Annotated in this window: 15 protein-coding genes and 1 pseudogene; 10 read left to right on the top strand and 6 right to left on the bottom strand. The window is 67.8% G+C overall.

Features of this window, described 5'->3' with window-relative positions; translation table 11 throughout:
* Positions 1 to 201: 201 nt before the first annotated feature.
* From AC04ME_RS01975 to AC04ME_RS01965, 3 genes and pseudogenes are all read left to right on the top strand, one after another.
* Entirely contained in the window at positions 202 to 930 is a 729-nt protein-coding gene (locus AC04ME_RS01975) for a Type 1 glutamine amidotransferase-like domain-containing protein (RefSeq protein ID WP_228385621.1), read from the top strand.
* Positions 927 to 2,282 (top strand): annotated as a pseudogene (locus tag AC04ME_RS01970) (anaerobic C4-dicarboxylate transporter family protein). Before AC04ME_RS01975 ends, AC04ME_RS01970 begins: the two are co-directional and overlap by 4 nt.
* A 17-nt stretch (positions 2,283 to 2,299) precedes the next feature.
* Complete coding sequence (locus AC04ME_RS01965; protein ID WP_079111967.1) at positions 2,300 to 3,628, top strand: threonine/serine exporter family protein; 1,329 nt, start codon at positions 2,300 to 2,302, stop codon at positions 3,626 to 3,628.
* On the opposite strand, the gene AC04ME_RS01960 is transcribed toward AC04ME_RS01965, so the two are convergent.
* Positions 3,625 to 4,581, bottom strand: coding sequence for an FUSC family protein (locus AC04ME_RS01960; protein ID WP_475433298.1), 957 nt, complete (start codon positions 4,579 to 4,581; stop codon positions 3,625 to 3,627). The genes AC04ME_RS01965 and AC04ME_RS01960 overlap by 4 nt on opposite strands.
* 180 nt (positions 4,582 to 4,761) lie before the next feature.
* Between AC04ME_RS01960 and AC04ME_RS01955 the strand changes: the two genes are divergently transcribed.
* Genes AC04ME_RS01955 through AC04ME_RS01940 form a run of 4 tightly spaced genes read left to right on the top strand, consistent with a single transcriptional unit; the run spans position 4,762 to position 7,064 of the window.
* On the top strand, positions 4,762 to 5,145 hold the full coding sequence (locus AC04ME_RS01955) for a PadR family transcriptional regulator (RefSeq protein ID WP_475433296.1): 384 nt from the start codon (positions 4,762 to 4,764) through the stop codon (positions 5,143 to 5,145).
* 1 nt (position 5,146) lies between these two features.
* A complete protein-coding gene (locus AC04ME_RS01950) occupies positions 5,147 to 5,518 on the top strand; it encodes a DUF1048 domain-containing protein (protein WP_042540622.1) in 372 nt (123 codons plus the stop codon).
* Positions 5,515 to 6,300 (top strand): ABC transporter ATP-binding protein, encoded by a 786-nt coding sequence (locus tag AC04ME_RS01945; protein ID WP_475433294.1) that lies wholly within the window; start codon positions 5,515 to 5,517, stop codon positions 6,298 to 6,300. The genes AC04ME_RS01950 and AC04ME_RS01945 overlap by 4 nt, the downstream gene beginning before the upstream one ends.
* A complete protein-coding gene (locus tag AC04ME_RS01940; RefSeq protein WP_309692818.1) occupies positions 6,297 to 7,064 on the top strand; it encodes an ABC transporter permease in 768 nt (255 codons plus the stop codon). Before AC04ME_RS01945 ends, AC04ME_RS01940 begins: the two co-directional genes overlap by 4 nt.
* A gap of 284 nt (positions 7,065 to 7,348) precedes the next feature.
* On the opposite strand, the gene AC04ME_RS01935 is transcribed toward AC04ME_RS01940, so the two are convergent.
* The 5 genes from AC04ME_RS01935 to AC04ME_RS01915 form a co-directional block, all read right to left on the bottom strand.
* Positions 7,349 to 8,824, bottom strand: a complete 1,476-nt coding sequence (locus AC04ME_RS01935) for a lipase maturation factor family protein (protein WP_475433292.1) — start codon at positions 8,822 to 8,824, stop codon at positions 7,349 to 7,351.
* Positions 8,825 to 9,038: 214 nt separating this feature from the next.
* Positions 9,039 to 9,956: a glycine betaine ABC transporter substrate-binding protein gene (locus tag AC04ME_RS01930; protein WP_042541230.1), complete on the bottom strand. Its 918-nt coding sequence runs from the start codon at positions 9,954 to 9,956 to the stop codon at positions 9,039 to 9,041.
* Positions 9,957 to 10,036: 80 nt separating this feature from the next.
* Entirely contained in the window at positions 10,037 to 11,059 is a 1,023-nt protein-coding gene (locus tag AC04ME_RS01925; RefSeq protein ID WP_042541229.1) for an ABC transporter permease, read from the bottom strand.
* Entirely contained in the window at positions 11,059 to 12,360 is a 1,302-nt protein-coding gene (locus AC04ME_RS01920; RefSeq protein ID WP_042541227.1) for a quaternary amine ABC transporter ATP-binding protein, read from the bottom strand. Before AC04ME_RS01920 ends, AC04ME_RS01925 begins: the two co-directional genes overlap by 1 nt.
* A 467-nt stretch (positions 12,361 to 12,827) precedes the next feature.
* Complete coding sequence (locus AC04ME_RS01915; protein ID WP_475433289.1) at positions 12,828 to 14,030, bottom strand: methyltransferase; 1,203 nt, start codon at positions 14,028 to 14,030, stop codon at positions 12,828 to 12,830.
* Between the two features lie 61 nt (positions 14,031 to 14,091).
* Here AC04ME_RS01915 and AC04ME_RS01910 point away from each other — a divergent pair, with 61 nt between their 5' ends.
* Genes AC04ME_RS01910 through AC04ME_RS01900 form a run of 3 tightly spaced genes read left to right on the top strand, consistent with a single transcriptional unit; the run spans position 14,092 to position 16,552 of the window.
* The gene (locus tag AC04ME_RS01910) at positions 14,092 to 14,748 is read left to right on the top strand and encodes a TetR/AcrR family transcriptional regulator (protein ID WP_367821917.1); all 657 of its coding nucleotides are present in this window, start codon (positions 14,092 to 14,094) and stop codon (positions 14,746 to 14,748) included.
* On the top strand, positions 14,745 to 15,755 hold the full coding sequence (locus AC04ME_RS01905; protein ID WP_475433286.1) for an ABC transporter ATP-binding protein: 1,011 nt from the start codon (positions 14,745 to 14,747) through the stop codon (positions 15,753 to 15,755). The genes AC04ME_RS01910 and AC04ME_RS01905 overlap by 4 nt, the downstream gene beginning before the upstream one ends.
* Positions 15,752 to 16,552: an ABC transporter permease subunit gene (locus AC04ME_RS01900; protein WP_475433284.1), complete on the top strand. Its 801-nt coding sequence runs from the start codon at positions 15,752 to 15,754 to the stop codon at positions 16,550 to 16,552. The genes AC04ME_RS01905 and AC04ME_RS01900 overlap by 4 nt, the downstream gene beginning before the upstream one ends.
* The last annotated feature ends 102 nt before the right edge of the window (positions 16,553 to 16,654 follow it).

The raw sequence follows: 16,654 nt of genomic DNA, 5'->3' as shown, positions 1-16,654 counted from the left end.
GCATCCGCCACTCGGTGGGTGGTCGAAAACGCATCCCCCAGCCTTGACAGCGCTGCTTTTTCGACCACCCGCCGCTCGCCCGCCCCTCGCGACTCGACCCGCAAGATGCACTGGTGCATCGATTCGTATACCAGTATCTTGAACCGCATCCGAAGTCGTACCGCGGGGGAGCGATGAAGGGGGGACGCTGTGTCTCATGTAGTGGCAACAGGTGCAGGCAAGGCGATGATGGAGCGCCGGAACGATCCGACGCACGACTACATCCTCGGGCTCACTCGAAAGAAGAGACCGCGCGTGCTGTTCGTCGGCACCGCGACCGGTGACGACGCGGCCTACATCGTGAGTTTCTACTCGACGTATGACTCCGACCGCTGCGCGCCGCATCACCTGCCGCTCTTCCACCGCTCGGTCGACGACCTCGCGGGCTTCGTGAAGGGATTCGACGTCATCCACGTCGGCGGCGGCAACACGGCGAACATGCTCGACGTGTGGAAGCGGCAGGGCCTCGACGAGATCATGCGCGAGATGTGGGAGGACCCCGACTCGAACGTCGTCTTCACCGGAGGCAGCGCCGGCGGCATCTGCTGGTTCGAGGGCGGCACGACCGACAGCTACGGACCCACGCTGCAGGTGCTCCCCGAAGGGCTCGGATTCCTGCACGGCAGCTTCTGCCCGCACTACGACGCCGAGGATCAGCGCCGCCCGCTGTTCCACGCATCGCTGCTGAGCGGCGAGCTCGCCACGGGATACGCGGTCGGCAACCTGCAGTCACTGCACTTCGAGAACTCCGAGTTCGTGACCGCGATCAGCCCGGTCGAGAACGCGCTCGCCCTGCGCGTCGAAGCCATCGACGGCAAGATCGTCGAGACGGAGCTGGCCACCGAGATCCTCACCGGCTCGGGCCCCATCACGAAGGGGCCGTCGACATGAACGACAACGTGTGGATCCTCATCGCCCAACTGATCGTCGTCATCCTCGCGATCTACATGGGCACCCGCACCAGCGGGATCGGTCTGGGAGTGTGGGGTCTCGTCGGTGTGGCCGTGCTCATCTTCGTCTTCGGAGAGGCCCCGGGCAACGCCCCGGTGGATGCGGTCTTCATCGTCATCACGGTGATCACCGCCGCATCCACCATGCAGGCCGCGGGAGGCATCGACTGGATGGTCTCGGTCGCCGCCAAGGTGATCAGGCGCAAACCCAAGTCGGTCGTCTTCCTCGCACCGGCGATGTCGTTCCTCTTCACGGTCGGAGCGGGCACGGGGAACATCTTCTACCCGTTGCTCCCGGTGATCTACGACGTGTCGTACCAGCAGAAGATCCGACCGGAGCGCGCGCTGTCGGTATCGGCCGTGGCCTCGCAGGTCGGCATCCTCTGCTCCCCCGTCTCCGCCGCGACGGCCTCGATGGTCGTGCTGCTGGCGCCCCAGGGCGTCGACCTCGGTGGGCTGCTGCTGATCATGTGGCCGGCGTCGATCGCCGGTCTCTTCGTCGCCGCACTCGTGATGATGCGGCACGGGAAAGACCTCGAGGTCGACGCCGAATTCCAGCGCCGTCTCGAGAGTCACCAGATCTAGCCACCGGTGGTGGACGCGCACGACACGAAGCTGCCGCGCACCGCCGTGCTGTCGGCCGCGCTGTTCCTGATCGGCGTCGGCGTCATCGTGCTGTTCGGGCTCTTCGAGGGGCTGCGCCCGGTGATCGGCACGGATGACGCCGGCGACCCCGTTCGTCTGAGCGTGACCGTCATCATCGAGGTGGTGATGGGCATCATCGCCGCTCTCATCTTCGTGTTCTGCAAGGTCAAGGCCGCAGACGTGCCGAAGCAGCCGACGTTCCCCGCCGGTATCGTCGGTGCGATCGCCCTGTTCGGCATCGCCTGGCTCGCCAACACGTTCGTCGCGGCGAACCAGACGCTCATCGTCGATGGCCTCGGCTCGGTGGTCTCGGGATCGTCGGCGTTTCTCGGCGCGCTGCTCTTCGCGCTCGCCCTGTTCGCCGTCGCGATGCTGACCACGAGCCAATCCAGTGCGACCAACGCGATCGTCCCGATCGGCATCACGATCGGGCTGCCTGCGCCGCTGCTGGTGGGGCTCTGGCCGTCGACCATGGGCATCTACACGCTGCCGGCCAACGGCAGCCAGGTCGCGACCGTGGCGTTCGACCAGACCGGCACGACGAAGATGGGCAAGTTCGTCTTCGACCACTCGTTCCAGCTGCCGAACCTCGTCTACGTCGGCGTCGCGATCGTCGTGGGTGTGGTGCTCTCCTTCCTGTTCTCGTGACGTGAGGGTCCCCTGAGATGCCGGTGGACCTCGATCGCTCGGCCCTGCGCCAGTTCCTCCTGGGACTCGCGCAGGGCATGAACGCGTCAGCCGAGTCGGTCGACCGCATCCGCGACACGGTGACGACGGTCGCAGAGGCCTACGGCGCCGACGACACGGACTTCGTCGTGCTCCCGACGATCATCATCGTCGAGACGGGTGACGACGAGGATTCTCGCGTCGCGATCCGCTCGGCGACCAACGCGTCGTTCCGGTTCGACCAGATCGCCGCTCTGTACGAGCTGATAGCGCAGGCGCGCACGGCGTCGGTGTCGCCCCTCGACGGCATCCGTCGCCTGAACGAGATCGGAGCCATGCGACCTCGCCTGGGCTGGGTCACCCGCACGTTCGGGCACGCCGTTCTGACGACCGGCCTCGCCCTGCTGCTCGCTCCGACCTGGCAGGGAGCGATCGTCGCGTTCGCCCTGGGGGCGGGCATCGGTCTGCTCAAGCTCGTGCGCTCTCCCACTCTGCAGCTGATCATGCCGATCGCGGCGGCGTTCGTCTGCGCGGCCGCGGTGTTCCTGCTCGCCGAGGTCATCGAGATCGGCGATCCGATCCGCCTGCTCATCGCACCGTTGGTCACGTTCCTTCCCGGGGGCGTGCTCACCACGGCGACCGTGGAGCTCGCGTCGGGGCAGATGATCTCCGGCGCCTCCCGCCTGGTCTACGGCTTCGTGCAGCTGGCGCTGCTCGCCTTCGGCATCCTCGCGGCCGGCACCGTCGTGGGTGTCGAGTCCCGCACCTACGAGCCGCTCGAAGTGGCGTCCTCGCTGCCGTGGTGGGTCGCGTTGATCGGCATCCTGGTCTTCGCGCTCGGCAACTACCTGCATTTCTCCGCGCCCGCCTCGACGTTCGGCTGGGTGCTGCTCGCGCTCATCGTCGCCTATGCCGGACAGTGGGTGGGGGCGGCGTTGCTGGGCCCCCTCGTGGGCGGCTTCGTCGGCGCCGTCGCGATGGCCGTCGTGGTGTTCTGGATCGGTTCACTGCGGCACGGCACACCGGTGCAGATCACCTTCCTGCCGGCGTTCTGGCTGCTGGTTCCGGGGGCTGCGGGGCTGGTCGGGCTCACCGAGGCCGTCGCCACCGACGGCGGACTCGCCGACTTCATGGAGGCGCTCGTCTCGGTCATGTCGATCGCGCTCGGCGTTCTGATCGGCACCGCGCTCTACCGCGTCGTGCACCATGGCGCGGAGGAGATCGTGCAGTTCGCGGTCGCGGTGCCGACAGCGGTGACGGATGCCGTGCAGCCGCGCCTGTGGGAGCGACTCCTGCCGTGGCGGCGGAGAAGGGCCGACGCTCCCTAGTGACGCACCCGCCGGGCAACCCGCGGCACGATCGCCGCCGCGGCGAGCGCGAGTGCCACGCCGACGAGTGTCATTCCGACGCGTTCCACGAACCAGTGGGCGGGTGTGCCGCTGTCTTCGAGCAGCAGCAACGACAGCACGATGAATGTCGAGAACAGCGGGAAGACGTACCACCGACTGCCTGCCGTGCCGGTGCCGAGTGTCAGGATCACGACGAGGAGTATCGCCGAGAACGCGGGGAGCGGATGCAGGGCCGCGACGGCGATCGCGAGCAGAGCTCCGGCGACGACCGCCACGGGCCTGCCCCATCCGCGTGTGATCAGCATCGCGTGATTCGGCCGACTCACCATGAGCGCCGCGGTGCACGCCCATCCGGGGTGGTCGACGCCCAGCGCGAAGCCGATCGCGGCACCGACCGCCCCCGCGAGACCGATCTGGATGCCGTAGACGAGCATGGCCGAGCGCGTCGTCGGGGGTGGCGAGGGGCGCGGGCCGGATGACGAGTCCGGCCAGACCAGCGACACGAGGAACGCGTAGAGCGACCCCGCGAGGATGAGCCCCGCACCGGCGAGCCCGGTCGCAACCGACGGGAACGAGAGCCCGACGCCGAGCAGCGGCACCCCGAGCACGAGCACCGGTGTCGCGAGGTGCCGTGAACGACCGGCGGCCAGCACGGCGACGACCACGCACAGCGCGAACACCACGAGCACCGCCAGCGCGGGAGAGCGCGTGACCGCCGACCCGAGCACGACCGAGGTCGCCGCGATGCCGCCGACGACGAGGCTCATCGCCCGCTGCCTGCGAGTGCTCGACACCCCGAGCCCCGCCGCGGGGAGCACGCCGACTGCGAGCGCCAAGCCGATCTGCGGGTCGCTCAGCGTCGCGATGCCCGCTGGCAGACCGATCACCGCCCCATGCAGGGCGTTCCTCCACGACCAGGCCAGTGCCGCCATGTGCTCACTCTGGAGTCTCCCGCCCCGGAAGTACAGAACCACGCGCGGCGTGATGCGCACGCGCCCACCGGGAGCCACACGAGAAAGATCAGTATTCGGTGTTGCTAAGTACCGGTACTCAGTGTTACTTTGTACTGGTACCCAGCAACACTGAGTACCGACCAACGAGAGGAGGCCTTCATGGGCAAGCAGATGACCGAGATCCTCAAGGGCACCTTGGAGGGCATCGTTCTGGCCCTCCTCGCCGAGCAGCCGGCATACGGATACGAGATCACCACCCGCGTGCGTGACCACGGATTCACCGACATCGCCGAGGGCACGATCTACGCCCTGCTCGTGCGCGTCGAGCAGAAGAAGCTCGTCGACGTCGAGAAGGTGCCGAGCGAGAAGGGGCCGCCCCGAAAGGTGTACTCCCTCAACCCGGCGGGCACGCAGGAACTCGAGGAGTTCTGGAAGACCTGGAGCTTCCTCACGCAGCGCATCGACAGCCTGCGCACCGCAGTTGCGAACACCGAAGACACACACTCCGACACGAACACCGACACGACCAACAAGGAGAACTGACATGGCCGCGAAATGGATCGAAGCGCTCACCGGATCGCTCGAGCAGAAGAAGCAGTACCGCGATGCGAAGAAGCGCATCGACGCCCTCCCCGAGCCGTATCGCACGGTCGCCAACGCCCAGCACCGCTACACGATGTACTACGGCGGCATCACCGACGGCGACATCCTCGTGCAGATCTTCCTCGATCTCGCCGACCTGTGGGAGCGCGCCGCCATCGACGGCACCCCGATCGACGACATCGTCGGCGACGACCCCGTCGCCTTCGCCGAGACCTACGCCGAGGCGTACGGCGGAACCCACTGGATCGACAAGGAACGCGCCCGCCTGACCGCGGCGGTCGACGACGCGAAGAAGAAGGAGACCCGATCATGACCAGCCCCGCCGTCGCCGTTCGCAGCCTCGAGAAGTCCTACAAGGACCTTCACGTCCTGCGCGGCGTCGACTTCGACGTCGAGAAGGGATCGATCTTCGCCCTGCTCGGCTCGAACGGCGCAGGCAAGACCACCGTGGTGCGCATCCTCTCGACGCTGCTCAAGCCGGATGCCGGCACGGCCGTCGTGCAGGGAGTCGATGTCACCGCCGACCCGCTCGCCGTGCGGCAGAGGATCAGCCTCACCGGCCAGTTCGCCGCGGTCGACGAGATCCTGACCGGACGAGAGAACCTCATGCTCGTCGCGAAGCTGCGGCACCTGCCCGACGCCGCGAAGGTGGCAGACGATCTGCTCACGACATTCCGACTGACGGATGCCGGAGCTCGCAAGGTCGGCACCTACTCGGGCGGCATGCGTCGTCGCCTCGACATCGCCATGAGCCTGGTCGGGCACCCCGAGGTCATCTACCTCGATGAGCCGACGACCGGGCTCGACCCCGAGTCCCGCATCGAGGTGTGGGACGTCATCACAGAGCTCGCGAACACCGGCACCACGGTGCTGCTCACGACTCAGTACCTCGACGAGGCCGAGCATCTGGCCGATCGCATCGCGATCCTCCACGAGGGTCGGATCATCGCCGACGGCACCCTGGCAGACCTCAAGCGACTGCTGCCGGCGGCCAAGGTCGAGTACGTCGAGAAGCAGCCCACCCTCGAGGAGATCTTCCTCACCCTCGTCGGCCCGAAGTCGGGCTCCGCAACCGGAAAGGAGAACGCAGCATGAGCACGCACTTCGTCGCAGACACCGCGACGCTCACCGGCCGCTCGATGCGGCACATCTTCCGCAGTCCAGACACCATCATCACCACGGCGGTCACGCCGATCGCGCTGATGCTGCTGTTCGTGTACGTCTTCGGAGGCGCACTCCGCGAGAGCACCGGCGCCGAGAACTACGTGAACTACCTGCTCCCCGGCATCCTGCTCATCGCCATCGCGTCCGGCATCGCCTACACGGCCTTCCGGCTCTTCAACGATCTGCAGAGCGGCATCTTCGAGCGGTTCCACTCCATGCCGATCGCGCGATCGAGCGTGCTCTGGGCGCACGTCCTCACCTCGCTCACCGCCAACGGCATCACGCTCGCGATCATCTTCGGCGTCGGATTCCTGATGGGGTTCCGCACCGGAGCCGGTCCGCTCGCGTGGCTCGCCGTCATCGGCATCCTGTTCCTCTTCACCCTCGCCCTCACCTGGCTGGCCATCATCGCCGGCCTGAGCGCCAAGACGGTCGACGGGGCGAGCGCCTTCTCGTATCCGCTGATCTTCCTGCCGTTCATCAGCTCTGCGTTCGTGCCGACCGAGACCATGCCGGGTCCGGTGCAGTGGTTCGCCGAGAATCAGCCGGTCACCTCGATCGTCGACACCATCCAGGCGCTGTTCGCCGAGAAGCCGGTCGGCACCGACATCTGGGTCGCCCTCGCCTGGTGCGTCGGCATCCTGATCGTCGCCTACGTGTTCGCGATCATCGCGTACCGCAAGAAGGTCAGTTGAACGTCTGCAGTGAGACGGAACGCTCCGTCCGGGCCCCGCGCCCGGCCGGGGCGTTTCGCCGCGCTCGGCGTCGGAGTTCGTGGCGCTCGGCCCTGGCCATGTGACGCCCTTCGGGGAGGAGATCTGCCCTTCGGGAGGACGGATCAGCGCGAAACCTCCTCCCGAAGAGCAGTCCTCCTCCCGGAGAGGTGAGAGCGAGGGGGAGGTGGGGGCGAGGGGGGCGAGGGCGAGGGAGGGGCGAGGGCAGGCACGGATGCCGAACAGAGCAGAGGCTGCCACCCGCCCTACCGCAACCCGAGGGGGCCGAGCACGATCCGCTGGCGCGTGCGCACCCAGACCACACCGTCGGCGCGCCGTTCGGCTCGGGTGGCGAAGCGGTAGCGATACGACACCGCACGCACCCACCGAGGCTGCTCGCCGTCGAACGGGTCGGAGCGCAGCAGCGCGAGGGTCGGCGCATCCGCTTCGAGAAGTCGCAGCAGGAACACCGTGAACCAGTCGTCGAGTGAGCGCCCGAGCGGCAGGAACCACATCAACCAGTCGAGCCGCAGATGGTACGGCGCGAACTGGCGAGGGATGCGGCGCACGTCGCCCGGCTTGCCCTTGAACTCGTATTCGCGCCACAGCAGTCCGTCGTCATCGACCGAGCCCTCGACGACGATCTCGATGCGCTCCTTTGTCACGGTGCCGAAGGCGCCGTAGGCGTTGCCGATCTGCCACCTGTTGAAGCTCGCGTTCATCAGCTGGCGACGCGCGAACAGGTTGCGCAGGGCCGGCCAGCTCAGGGCCACGACGAGGATCCCGACGGCCGTGGTGATCACGAACCAGTACAGGGGGATGCCGGGCCACAGAGACTCGTCAGGGTCCGCTCGCTCGGCGACCGGAGCGCCCACCCCCGGCATCCCGATCGCCGAGAACGCGATGACGATGGTCGCCCAGTTCAGCCAGGCGAAGTTGCCCGTCGCGACGAGCCACACCTGCGTCGCGATCACGATCACGGCGGCCACGGCCCCGACGATCTGCGGCACCGGTCCGGGAACCCACACCGACAGCAGCGGCGCGAACACGAAGAAGGGCACCACGAGCTGCGCGAAGTGGTTGCCGACGACCTCACCGCGATGGAACCACCGGGGCAGCAGGTGCGCCTGACGGCTGAGCGGCCCCGGCATCGGCTGCGTCTCGTGGTGATAGGTCAGCGCGGTGAGGTCTCGCCACTCCTGCCCACCGCGGATCTTGATCATGCCAGCGCCGAACTCGACCCGGAACAGCAGCCACCAGAACAGCACGATCACGACGGTCGGCGCCGGCTGGTCGTTCGACCCGAGGAACGCGGCCAGGAACCCCGCCTCGAGCAGCAGCATCTCCCAGCCGAACGAGTAGAAGGTCTGCCCGATGCTGACCACCGACATGTATCCGAGCCACAGCCCGAGGAAGCACAGCATCGGCACCCACGGCGGACCCCACTGCGGAACGCCGATGACGAGCAGCGCCGACACGACGATCCCTGCCCCGCACAGCAGTGCGAGTCGTCGATCGGAGTACCGGATGCGGACGAAGAGGGTCGGATGCAGCATCCGCCGCCGCTCTCGCTTCTCGCCGATCCAGTCGAGCAGCACCGGCGCCGGCAGCAGCCCGTTGTCGCCGAGAAGCGCCCGGAACTGGTTCAGAGTCGAGACGAACGCGACGAGGTACAGCGCCGCGATGCCCCGCTGAAGGACCTCACGGGCGAAACCGAAGTCGACCGCCGCGAACCCGTCCACGGCCACAGGCTACGCCCCGACCGCACAGCGCAGGAGGGGGTTGCGGACAGCCGGCACCGCCACCGCTCCGGCGGTCGTCGAGCGAGCCCGGCGAAGCCGAGCGAGACGAAACGCGGTACCGATGCGCTATCGGCTCGCCACGTTTCGTCTCAGTCGACTCCGTCGTCTTCGCTCGACGACCGGCGGGATGTCGACGGTCGACAGGCGGGTCAGGTCAGCTGACGACCCAGTCGAAGTCGTCGCCGTGCTCTTCGAGCCATGCGTCGACGGCATCCGCTTCCTTGCCCTCGCCGTACTCGTTGACGACGAGGTCTTCGAGCGAGCCGTACTGCGCGTCGTCGAGCTTGATCTGCTCGATCAGCTCAGCGGCCTCGGGGTACTCCTCGGCGAAGCCCTTCGTGCCGAGGAAGTGCAGGGCCTCGGCCTCGCCCATGGCGCCCTTGGGGTCTTCGAGGTCCTTCACGGGGAAGGCGTCGTTGGCCCAGAACGGACGCCACAGCGTCACGACGATGTCCTCCTGCTTGTCGGTCGCAGACTTCAGCTCGGTGAGCATCGCCGCGGTCGACGAGGTGACGAGCTCGTACTCGCTGTCGAGACCGTACTCGGGCATCATCTTCTGGGTCTGCGCCGTGAGGCCGGCCCCGGGCTCGATGCCGAAGATCTTGCCGTCGAGCTCTGCGCCCTTGCCGGCGAGATCCTCGATCGAGTTCAGGTCGGAGTACTCGGGAACCGCGAGCGTCAGCTTGGCGTTCTCGTAGTAGGCACCGAGATCCTCGATGTCATCGCCGTAGGTGTTCATGTACTCGGCGTGCGTGAGCTCGGGCCAGGCCGACGGGTAGATGTCGACGTCACCCTGCGCGAGACCCGTATACAGGGGGCCGGCCTCGGTCAGCGTCTTCATCTCGACCGTGTAGCCGATCTTCTCGAGCTGGTCCTGCAGCAGGTACGCGGTGCTCAGGCCGTCGGTCCACGAGGGCAGGAAGCCCAGGGTGATCGTGCCCTTGTCGCCCGAGCCGGACTCGCTGCCGCCGGTGTCGCCGCCGGTTCCGCCCATGCCGTCGCCGCTGCAGCCGGCGAGGGTGAGGGTCGCTGCGGCGCCGATGGCCGCGATCGTCAGGATCTTCTTCTTCATGTGTATCTCTCTCGTTCCGTATATATGTGCTGTGTTGCTGTGTACTGCTGTGTTGCGTGTTCTCTTGCGGGAGGGATGAGTCAGTGCACGCCGCCGCCGACGGGGGCGCGGCGCGGGGAGGCCTTCATGCGCTCGGCCTCGTCTTCGGCATCCTTCGCAGCGGCTGCCTCGGCCGATGCGGGGGCGGATGCTGTCGCCGGCACCTCGGCGGATGCCGCGGCGAGGCGCTTCTGCGTGCGACGCCTAGCCAGCAGGCCGAGCAGCGACGAGCGGTTGCTGCCCAGGTCGCCGAGCGCTGCCGTGACGCGGTCGAGGAAGACGGCGATGAGCACCACGCCCAGTCCCGCCTCGACGCCCTTGGCGATGTTGATGGTCGAGATCGCCTCGACGACGATCTTTCCGAGGCCGTCAGCACCGGCCATGCCGGCGATGACCGCCATCGACAGCGCGAGCATGATGACCTGGTTGACGCCGGCGAGGATCGTCGGCATCGCGAGCGGAAGCTGGATGCCGCGAAGGATCTGACCCGGCTTGGCGCCGAACGCCTGGCCGGCCTCGACGGTCTCGGAGTCGACTCCGCGGATGCCGAGCTCGGTCAGTCGCACACCGGGAGGCAGAGCGAAGATCACGGTGGCGACGAGTCCGGGGACGACGCCGATGCTGAAGAACACGATCGCCGGGATCAGGTAGACGAAAGCCGGCATGGTCTGCATGAAGTCGAGCACGGGCTTCAGCACCGCACGCACGGTGGCGTTGCGGGCAGACCAGATGCCCAGGGGCACCGCGATGAGCACCGCGATCGCCGCCGCGACGAGAACCAGGGCGAGCGTCTGCATCGCCGGCACCCAGAGACCCATGGCCACGATCAGCCCGAAGGAGATGACCGTGCCGATCGCCAGCTGCCACGAGCGGACGAGCCACGCGATGAACGCGGCGATCACGATGATGACGACGAAGTGCGGGCTCAGGAGCGCGCGGGTGAGTCCGTCGACCAGAAAGCTGACGACGAAGGAGATGACGTCGAGCAGACCGTCGAGGTTCGTCTTGATCCAGTCGACTCCGGTCGCGACCCAGCTGCCGAGGGGAATGCGGAAACCATCCATCAGCGCACCTCCTCTGTCTTCACGGCGTCCGCCGGGTCGGCGGTCCACCCGTCATCGAGCACTGCATCGATCTCGGCCTGCGGCATCGGAAGAAGCGGCAGGGTGAGCTCGCCGGTCGCTCCGGGGCCGGGGCCCAGGGCGGCGAGCAGGGTGATGCGCGGAATCACGCCGGTCAGGCGTCCCGTGGCATCCACCACTGCCAGCGGCAGCGGCGACTCCACCGACGGGATGAAGAGGTTCATGAGGACCTCGTCTTCGCTGACGCTCTGCGGCACCGGCTTGATGATCGACGCGAGGGTCGACACGCCCTGGCGGACCAGCCTGACGGCGTCGCGGTCGGTGACGATGCCGAGCAGCTTGCGATCGCGACCCGTGACGTACGTGGCCGACATGAACGCGTCGCGCATCTGGCGCAGTGCCGTGCGGGGGCCGGCGGTCTCGGCGACGACCGGGCGCGGGCGCTCCATGACGTTCGCAGCCGTGAGCACACGAGCGCGGTCGACATCCTGCACGAACTGCTCGACGTAGTCGTTGGCGGGGTCCATGAGGATGTCTTCCGGCGTGCCGATCTGCACGATGCGGCCGTCGCGCATCACGGCGATGCGGTCGCCGAGGAACATGGCCTCGTTGAGGTCGTGGGTGATGAAGACGATCGTCTTCTGCAGCTTCTCCTGGAGTTCGAGCAGCTGCTCCTGCATCTCGCGACGGATCAGCGGGTCGAGGGCGCTGAACGCCTCGTCCATGAGCAGGATGTCGGAGTCGGCCGCGAGCGCACGGGCGATGCCCACGCGCTGCTGCATGCCTCCCGACAGCTCGGACGGCAGCTTGTCGGCCTGTCCCTCGAGGCCGACCAGGGTGAGGATCTCCTCGGCTTTCTTCAGGCGCTCGTCCTTGCCGACGCCCTTCAGCTCGAGGGGGTAGGCGACGTTCGCGGCGACCGTGCGGTGCGGCAGCAGTGCGAAGTGCTGGAACACCATCGAGATGCGGTCGCGGCGGATCTCACGCAGACGCGACGACGGGATGCCGGTGATGGGGTCGCCGTTCACGACGACCGATCCGTCGGTCGCGTCGTGCAGCCCGTTGAGCATGCGGATGATGGTGGATTTACCGGAACCCGAGAGGCCCATGATCACGAAGATCTCGCCGCGGTTCACGGTGAAACTGGCGTCGATGACGGCGGCGGTTCCTGCGTCGCCGACCTCGGATCTGCTCTCACCGGCCTTCAGTCGACGGACGGCACTGCTCGGATTCTTCCCGAACACCTTGTACAGATTGCGCGCTTCAAGAGCGATTTCGGACACGTTTCCCCTGCGGCTCGCCTTCGGGTGGCTGAGCCTGCTTCGGTTACGCCCGGGTGATCCTCCCGGCCGTTTCGACATGGTGCTGTGGCGGCGCGGACGGCGGATTTCGGATCCACCGCGATAGAGCATCGACCGTACGTCCACGCCTCTTCGCAGCACAGCACATTCGAAAGAAGGACGTGATCGCGGACTGGTCTTCGGGCCGTCAGGCCCACCAACCAACGTAACGAAATGGCCGGTCAGGGGCAAATCCGTCAATTTTATCGACGTTCAGTTTCGTCGGCTGACCGGGGGATTGCGCGGGTTTCGGACGCGCGTGCGAGGTCGGGCGTGGCGGGTGCGACACGGGTCAGCGGGCGCGCCGCGAGACCGTGGCGTGCGCTTCCGACGTCCCTGTACACCTGTGAAGTCCGGATGCCGGGAAGTCGGACTCGCGAGGCGCTTTCGGACTCGCGAGGCGCACGCGGTCAGCGACGGATGCTGCGCGTCACGGTGAACTTCGGAGTGCGATGCACCTGCTCGCTGGCGCCGACGAGGCGGGTGAGCTCGGCGCGGTAGCCGAGCGACGAGTTGTAGACCGTGAACAGCTCTCCGCCGGGCCGGAGGATGCGGGCCGCGGCCTCGAACAGACGGGTCGCTGCCCCGGTGTGCACGCTGCTGCCGAGATGGAAAGGCGGGTTGAGAAGCACGACATCGGCACTGGCGTCCGCGATCTCGGAGCCCGCGTCGTCGTGCATGACGGTGACGCGGTCTGCGACGCCGTTCGCGGCGACCGTTGCGCGGGCGGAGGCCACTGCCGCTGCCGATCTGTCGGTCGCGATCACGCGGGAATCGGGGTGCGCGAGAGCGTACGAGACGGCGAGCGCGCCGGTTCCGCAGCCCAGGTCGACGACGACCGGGGGCGGGCTCGGCTCTTCGGCGTTCACAACGCAGCATGAACCGGCCACATCGGCCGATTCTGGGGCGTTTTCAGTCCGTGCCGGCTCACCCGTGCTGAATTGTGAACCGTCGAGGCCGAGCACCTCGAGCAGCACACGCGTGCCGATGTCGAGGCGAGCCCCCGCGAAGGCACCGCCGTGCGCGACGAGGGTCACGCCGCCGTGCCGCGCTGTCACGGGGAACGGCGGCTCTGACGGCACCGGTCGCGGCCCGGATGCGACGACCAGCCGTGACTTGCGCTCCGCCCGCTCGGCCTGCACATGCGCGAAGCTGCGCCCCAGCACCTCGTTCTGCGCGATGGCCATGTGCTTCACGCGGCCGCCGGCGACGAGCACGACGTCCGGAGCGGCCCAGCGCGCCACGGCATCCGCGATCTCTTCGAGCTCTGCCAGCGCCTTCGGCAGCTGCAGCAGCACGAGTCGGGCGCGGTCGAGCAGAGAGGCATCGAGCTCGTGCGACGAGAACCCCGAGAGGCCCAGCTCGTCGGCGTTGCGAGCCAGCGCACGGCGACCGGTCGCGAGGTCCTGGTGCACGCGAATGCCGTCGAGACCGGCATCCGTCAGCGCGAGGGTGATCGCGCCGTATTCGTCACCGATCACCGCGATGTCCGACCCGGCGACCCCGAGCGCGAGAGCCCGCTCGACCAGCAGCAGATCGGTCGCGTCGTGGGCCTGCAGGTTGTCGGCCTCGACGTCGGGCCAACGGCGCAGTCGATCGAAGGGGAAGTCCACCCCTTCAGCCTAGGAGCACCCTCTCTTGACACGGACTGAACACGTGTTTAGTCTGCTGTATATGCGTTCAGTCTCCGACGACATCACGGCTCGCGCCCGCATCCGCGACACCGCCATCGCCGCCTTCGCCCGCGATGGCTACGACGCCGCGAGCCTGCGCGCGATCGCCAGGGAGGCCGGTGTCAGCCCGGCTCTGATCGTGCATCACTTCGGCGACAAGAACGCCCTCCGCAGCGAGTGCGACGACTACGTGGTCGGCGTCTTCATCGACGAGGAGCACGACCTCATCGTCGCGCCGACCCGCGACCGCATCCGCACCGCCCTCAACGACCTCGAGCGCTACGGCCCCTACATCGACTACCTCGCGAGGATGCTCGTCGACGGTTCGGCTGCTTCCGATCGACTGTTCGACAGCTTCCTCTCCAACACCCGCGCCGTGCTCGCCGAACAGCGCGACGCCGGGATGCTCGAACCGATGAGCGACCCCGAGATGACGACTCTGCTGCTGACCCTGATCGGCCTCGGACCCGTCGTTATGCGCGCCCAGATCGCCCGCACCCTCGGAATGGACCAGCTGAGTCCCGCGGGGCTCCTGCGCACCACGCTGCCGACGCTGGAGCTGCTCACCCACGGCATCTATTCGACGACCGCACTGCTCGACGGTGCGCGAGACGCACTCGCGGCTGAGGGGAACACCTCGGGAGGAGACGCATCATGACCGACACGATCGAGATCGACCGTCTGCAGAAGCGCTACGGCAGTCGCATCGCGCTGCACGAGCTCGACCTGCACGTGCGACCAGGCACCGTCTTCGGACTCATCGGCCCCAACGGCGCCGGCAAGACGACGACGCTGCGCACACTCGTCGACGTCATCCGCCCGTCATCCGGCTCGGTGCGCGTGCTCGGTGAAGACCCCCGCCACGGCGGCGCCGCGCTGCGACGGCGCATCGGCTACGTTCCGGGCGAGCTGCACCTCGAAGGGCGATCGAGCGGACACCGGATGCTGTCGTTCTACGCCCAGGTCTCCGGATCCCGCGATGCAACCGCGACTCTCCGCACCGGTCGGGAGCTGGCCGACCGACTCGGGGTCGACCTGTCGCGACCCGTGCGCACCCTGTCGAAGGGCAACAAGCAGAAGGTCGGGCTGATCCAGGCGTTCATGCACCGGCCCGAGCTGCTCATCCTCGACGAGCCCACCAGCGGCCTCGATCCGCTGGTGCAGCGCGAGTTCCTGCAGATGGTCCGCGAGGCGAAGAGTGCCGGGCAGACCGTGCTGCTGAGTTCGCACGTGCTCAGCGAGATCCAGCAGACCGCAGACGAGGTCGCCGTGCTCGCGAACGGGCGGGTCGTCGCCGACGGCGATGTCGCCTCGCTGCGCCTGGGGTCGATCCGCCGCGTGCGAGCCGAGATCTCGACGACGGATGCCGCGGCCGCCCGCGCCGACTTCGATCGCGTGCCCGGTCTCGGCGGAGTCGAGATGCATGACTCCGACGGCATCCTGAACATCTCCGGCACCGTGGACGGCGCGATCGATCCGTTCATCAAGGTGCTCGCCCGCTTCGAGGTGAGCGACCTGACCGTGGAGGAACCAGACCTCGAGGAGTCCGTGCTGCGGCTCTACGGCGCCTCTGCCGCGAACGTCGGCGCTGCCACGAGCGAGGCGGCCCTCACGAACGAGCCGCCGACGAGACGCGCCCGCCGCGGCAGGCAGGGCCGGCGATGAACGGCATCCTGCCGGTGTTCCGGCGCAACCTGCGCGAGTCGTGGCGCAGCATTCTCGGGTGGACCATCGGCATCGCCGCCGTGCTGTTCCTCTATCTGCCGCTGTATTCGAGTCTCGGCGGCGACGGTCAGCTCGAGGCCATGATCTCTTCGCTGCCGAAGGAGCTCGTCGACACGCTCGGATACGACCAGATCTCGACGGGTGCCGGATACGCGCAGAGCACGTTCTTCGGCCTGATCGGCTTTCTGCTGCTGACGATCGCGGCGGTGATCTGGGGGTCCGCGGCCATCGCCGGCGCCGAGGAGAGCGGACGAGCAGAGCTCGATCTGGCGCACGGCATCGGCCGCGGTCAGTATGCACTCGAGTCCGCTCTGGCCGTGCTCGTCAGGCTGCTGTGGCTCGGCGCCTTCGCAGGCCTCGTCGTCTGGGCGCTGAACGGCCCCTCCGAACTCGGCATCGACGACCGCAACATCGTGGGAGCGAGCGCTGCGCTCACGGGTCTCGCGTTTCTCACGGCATCCGCCGCCCTGCTCGCCGGCGCCGCGACCGGTCGCCGCATCTGGGCGACCGGGGTCGGCGCGGGCATCGCCGTGCTGGGCTACATCCTGCAGGCGCTGGCGAAGCAGTCGAAGGACCTCGAGTGGCTGAACGCCCTCTCCCCCTACGCGTGGGTCTACCAGCGACCGCCGCTCTCCGAGGGCGTCGACCTCGGCGGGCTCGCCCTCACCTGGGGCCTCGCGATCGTGTTCGTCGTCGCCTCGGTCTTCGCGTTGCGCGCTCGCGACCTCCGCGGCTGACCCCGTTCGCGTCTACTGCCCCGCGCGACCTCCCCGCCCCCACCCACTGCCCCTGGCGTGGTCAAAAACGCACCCGAATCGGCGACTTCGGGTGCTTTTCTG

The sequence above is a fragment of the Microbacterium sp. LjRoot205 genome (genome assembly GCF_056175745.1).
This window is presented reverse-complemented; position numbering and strand designations above follow the sequence as displayed.

Bases quoted from the DNA above. Each gene is read 5' to 3' on its own strand.
- AC04ME_RS01965 (WP_079111967.1), top strand. From the start codon at position 2,300: ATGCCGGTGGACCTCGATCGCTCGGCCCTGCGCCAGTTCCTCCTGGGA.
- AC04ME_RS01960 (WP_475433298.1), bottom strand. From the start codon at position 4,581: ATGGCGGCACTGGCCTGGTCGTGGAGGAACGCCCTGCATGGGGCGGTG.
- AC04ME_RS01955 (WP_475433296.1), top strand. From the start codon at position 4,762: ATGGGCAAGCAGATGACCGAGATCCTCAAGGGCACCTTGGAGGGCATC.
- AC04ME_RS01950 (WP_042540622.1), top strand. From the start codon at position 5,147: ATGGCCGCGAAATGGATCGAAGCGCTCACCGGATCGCTCGAGCAGAAG.
- AC04ME_RS01945 (WP_475433294.1), top strand. From the start codon at position 5,515: ATGACCAGCCCCGCCGTCGCCGTTCGCAGCCTCGAGAAGTCCTACAAG.
- AC04ME_RS01940 (WP_309692818.1), top strand. From the start codon at position 6,297: ATGAGCACGCACTTCGTCGCAGACACCGCGACGCTCACCGGCCGCTCG.
- AC04ME_RS01930 (WP_042541230.1), bottom strand. From the start codon at position 9,956: ATGAAGAAGAAGATCCTGACGATCGCGGCCATCGGCGCCGCAGCGACC.
- AC04ME_RS01925 (WP_042541229.1), bottom strand. From the start codon at position 11,059: ATGGATGGTTTCCGCATTCCCCTCGGCAGCTGGGTCGCGACCGGAGTC.
- AC04ME_RS01910 (WP_367821917.1), top strand. From the start codon at position 14,092: ATGCGTTCAGTCTCCGACGACATCACGGCTCGCGCCCGCATCCGCGAC.
- AC04ME_RS01905 (WP_475433286.1), top strand. From the start codon at position 14,745: ATGACCGACACGATCGAGATCGACCGTCTGCAGAAGCGCTACGGCAGT.
- AC04ME_RS01900 (WP_475433284.1), top strand. From the start codon at position 15,752: ATGAACGGCATCCTGCCGGTGTTCCGGCGCAACCTGCGCGAGTCGTGG.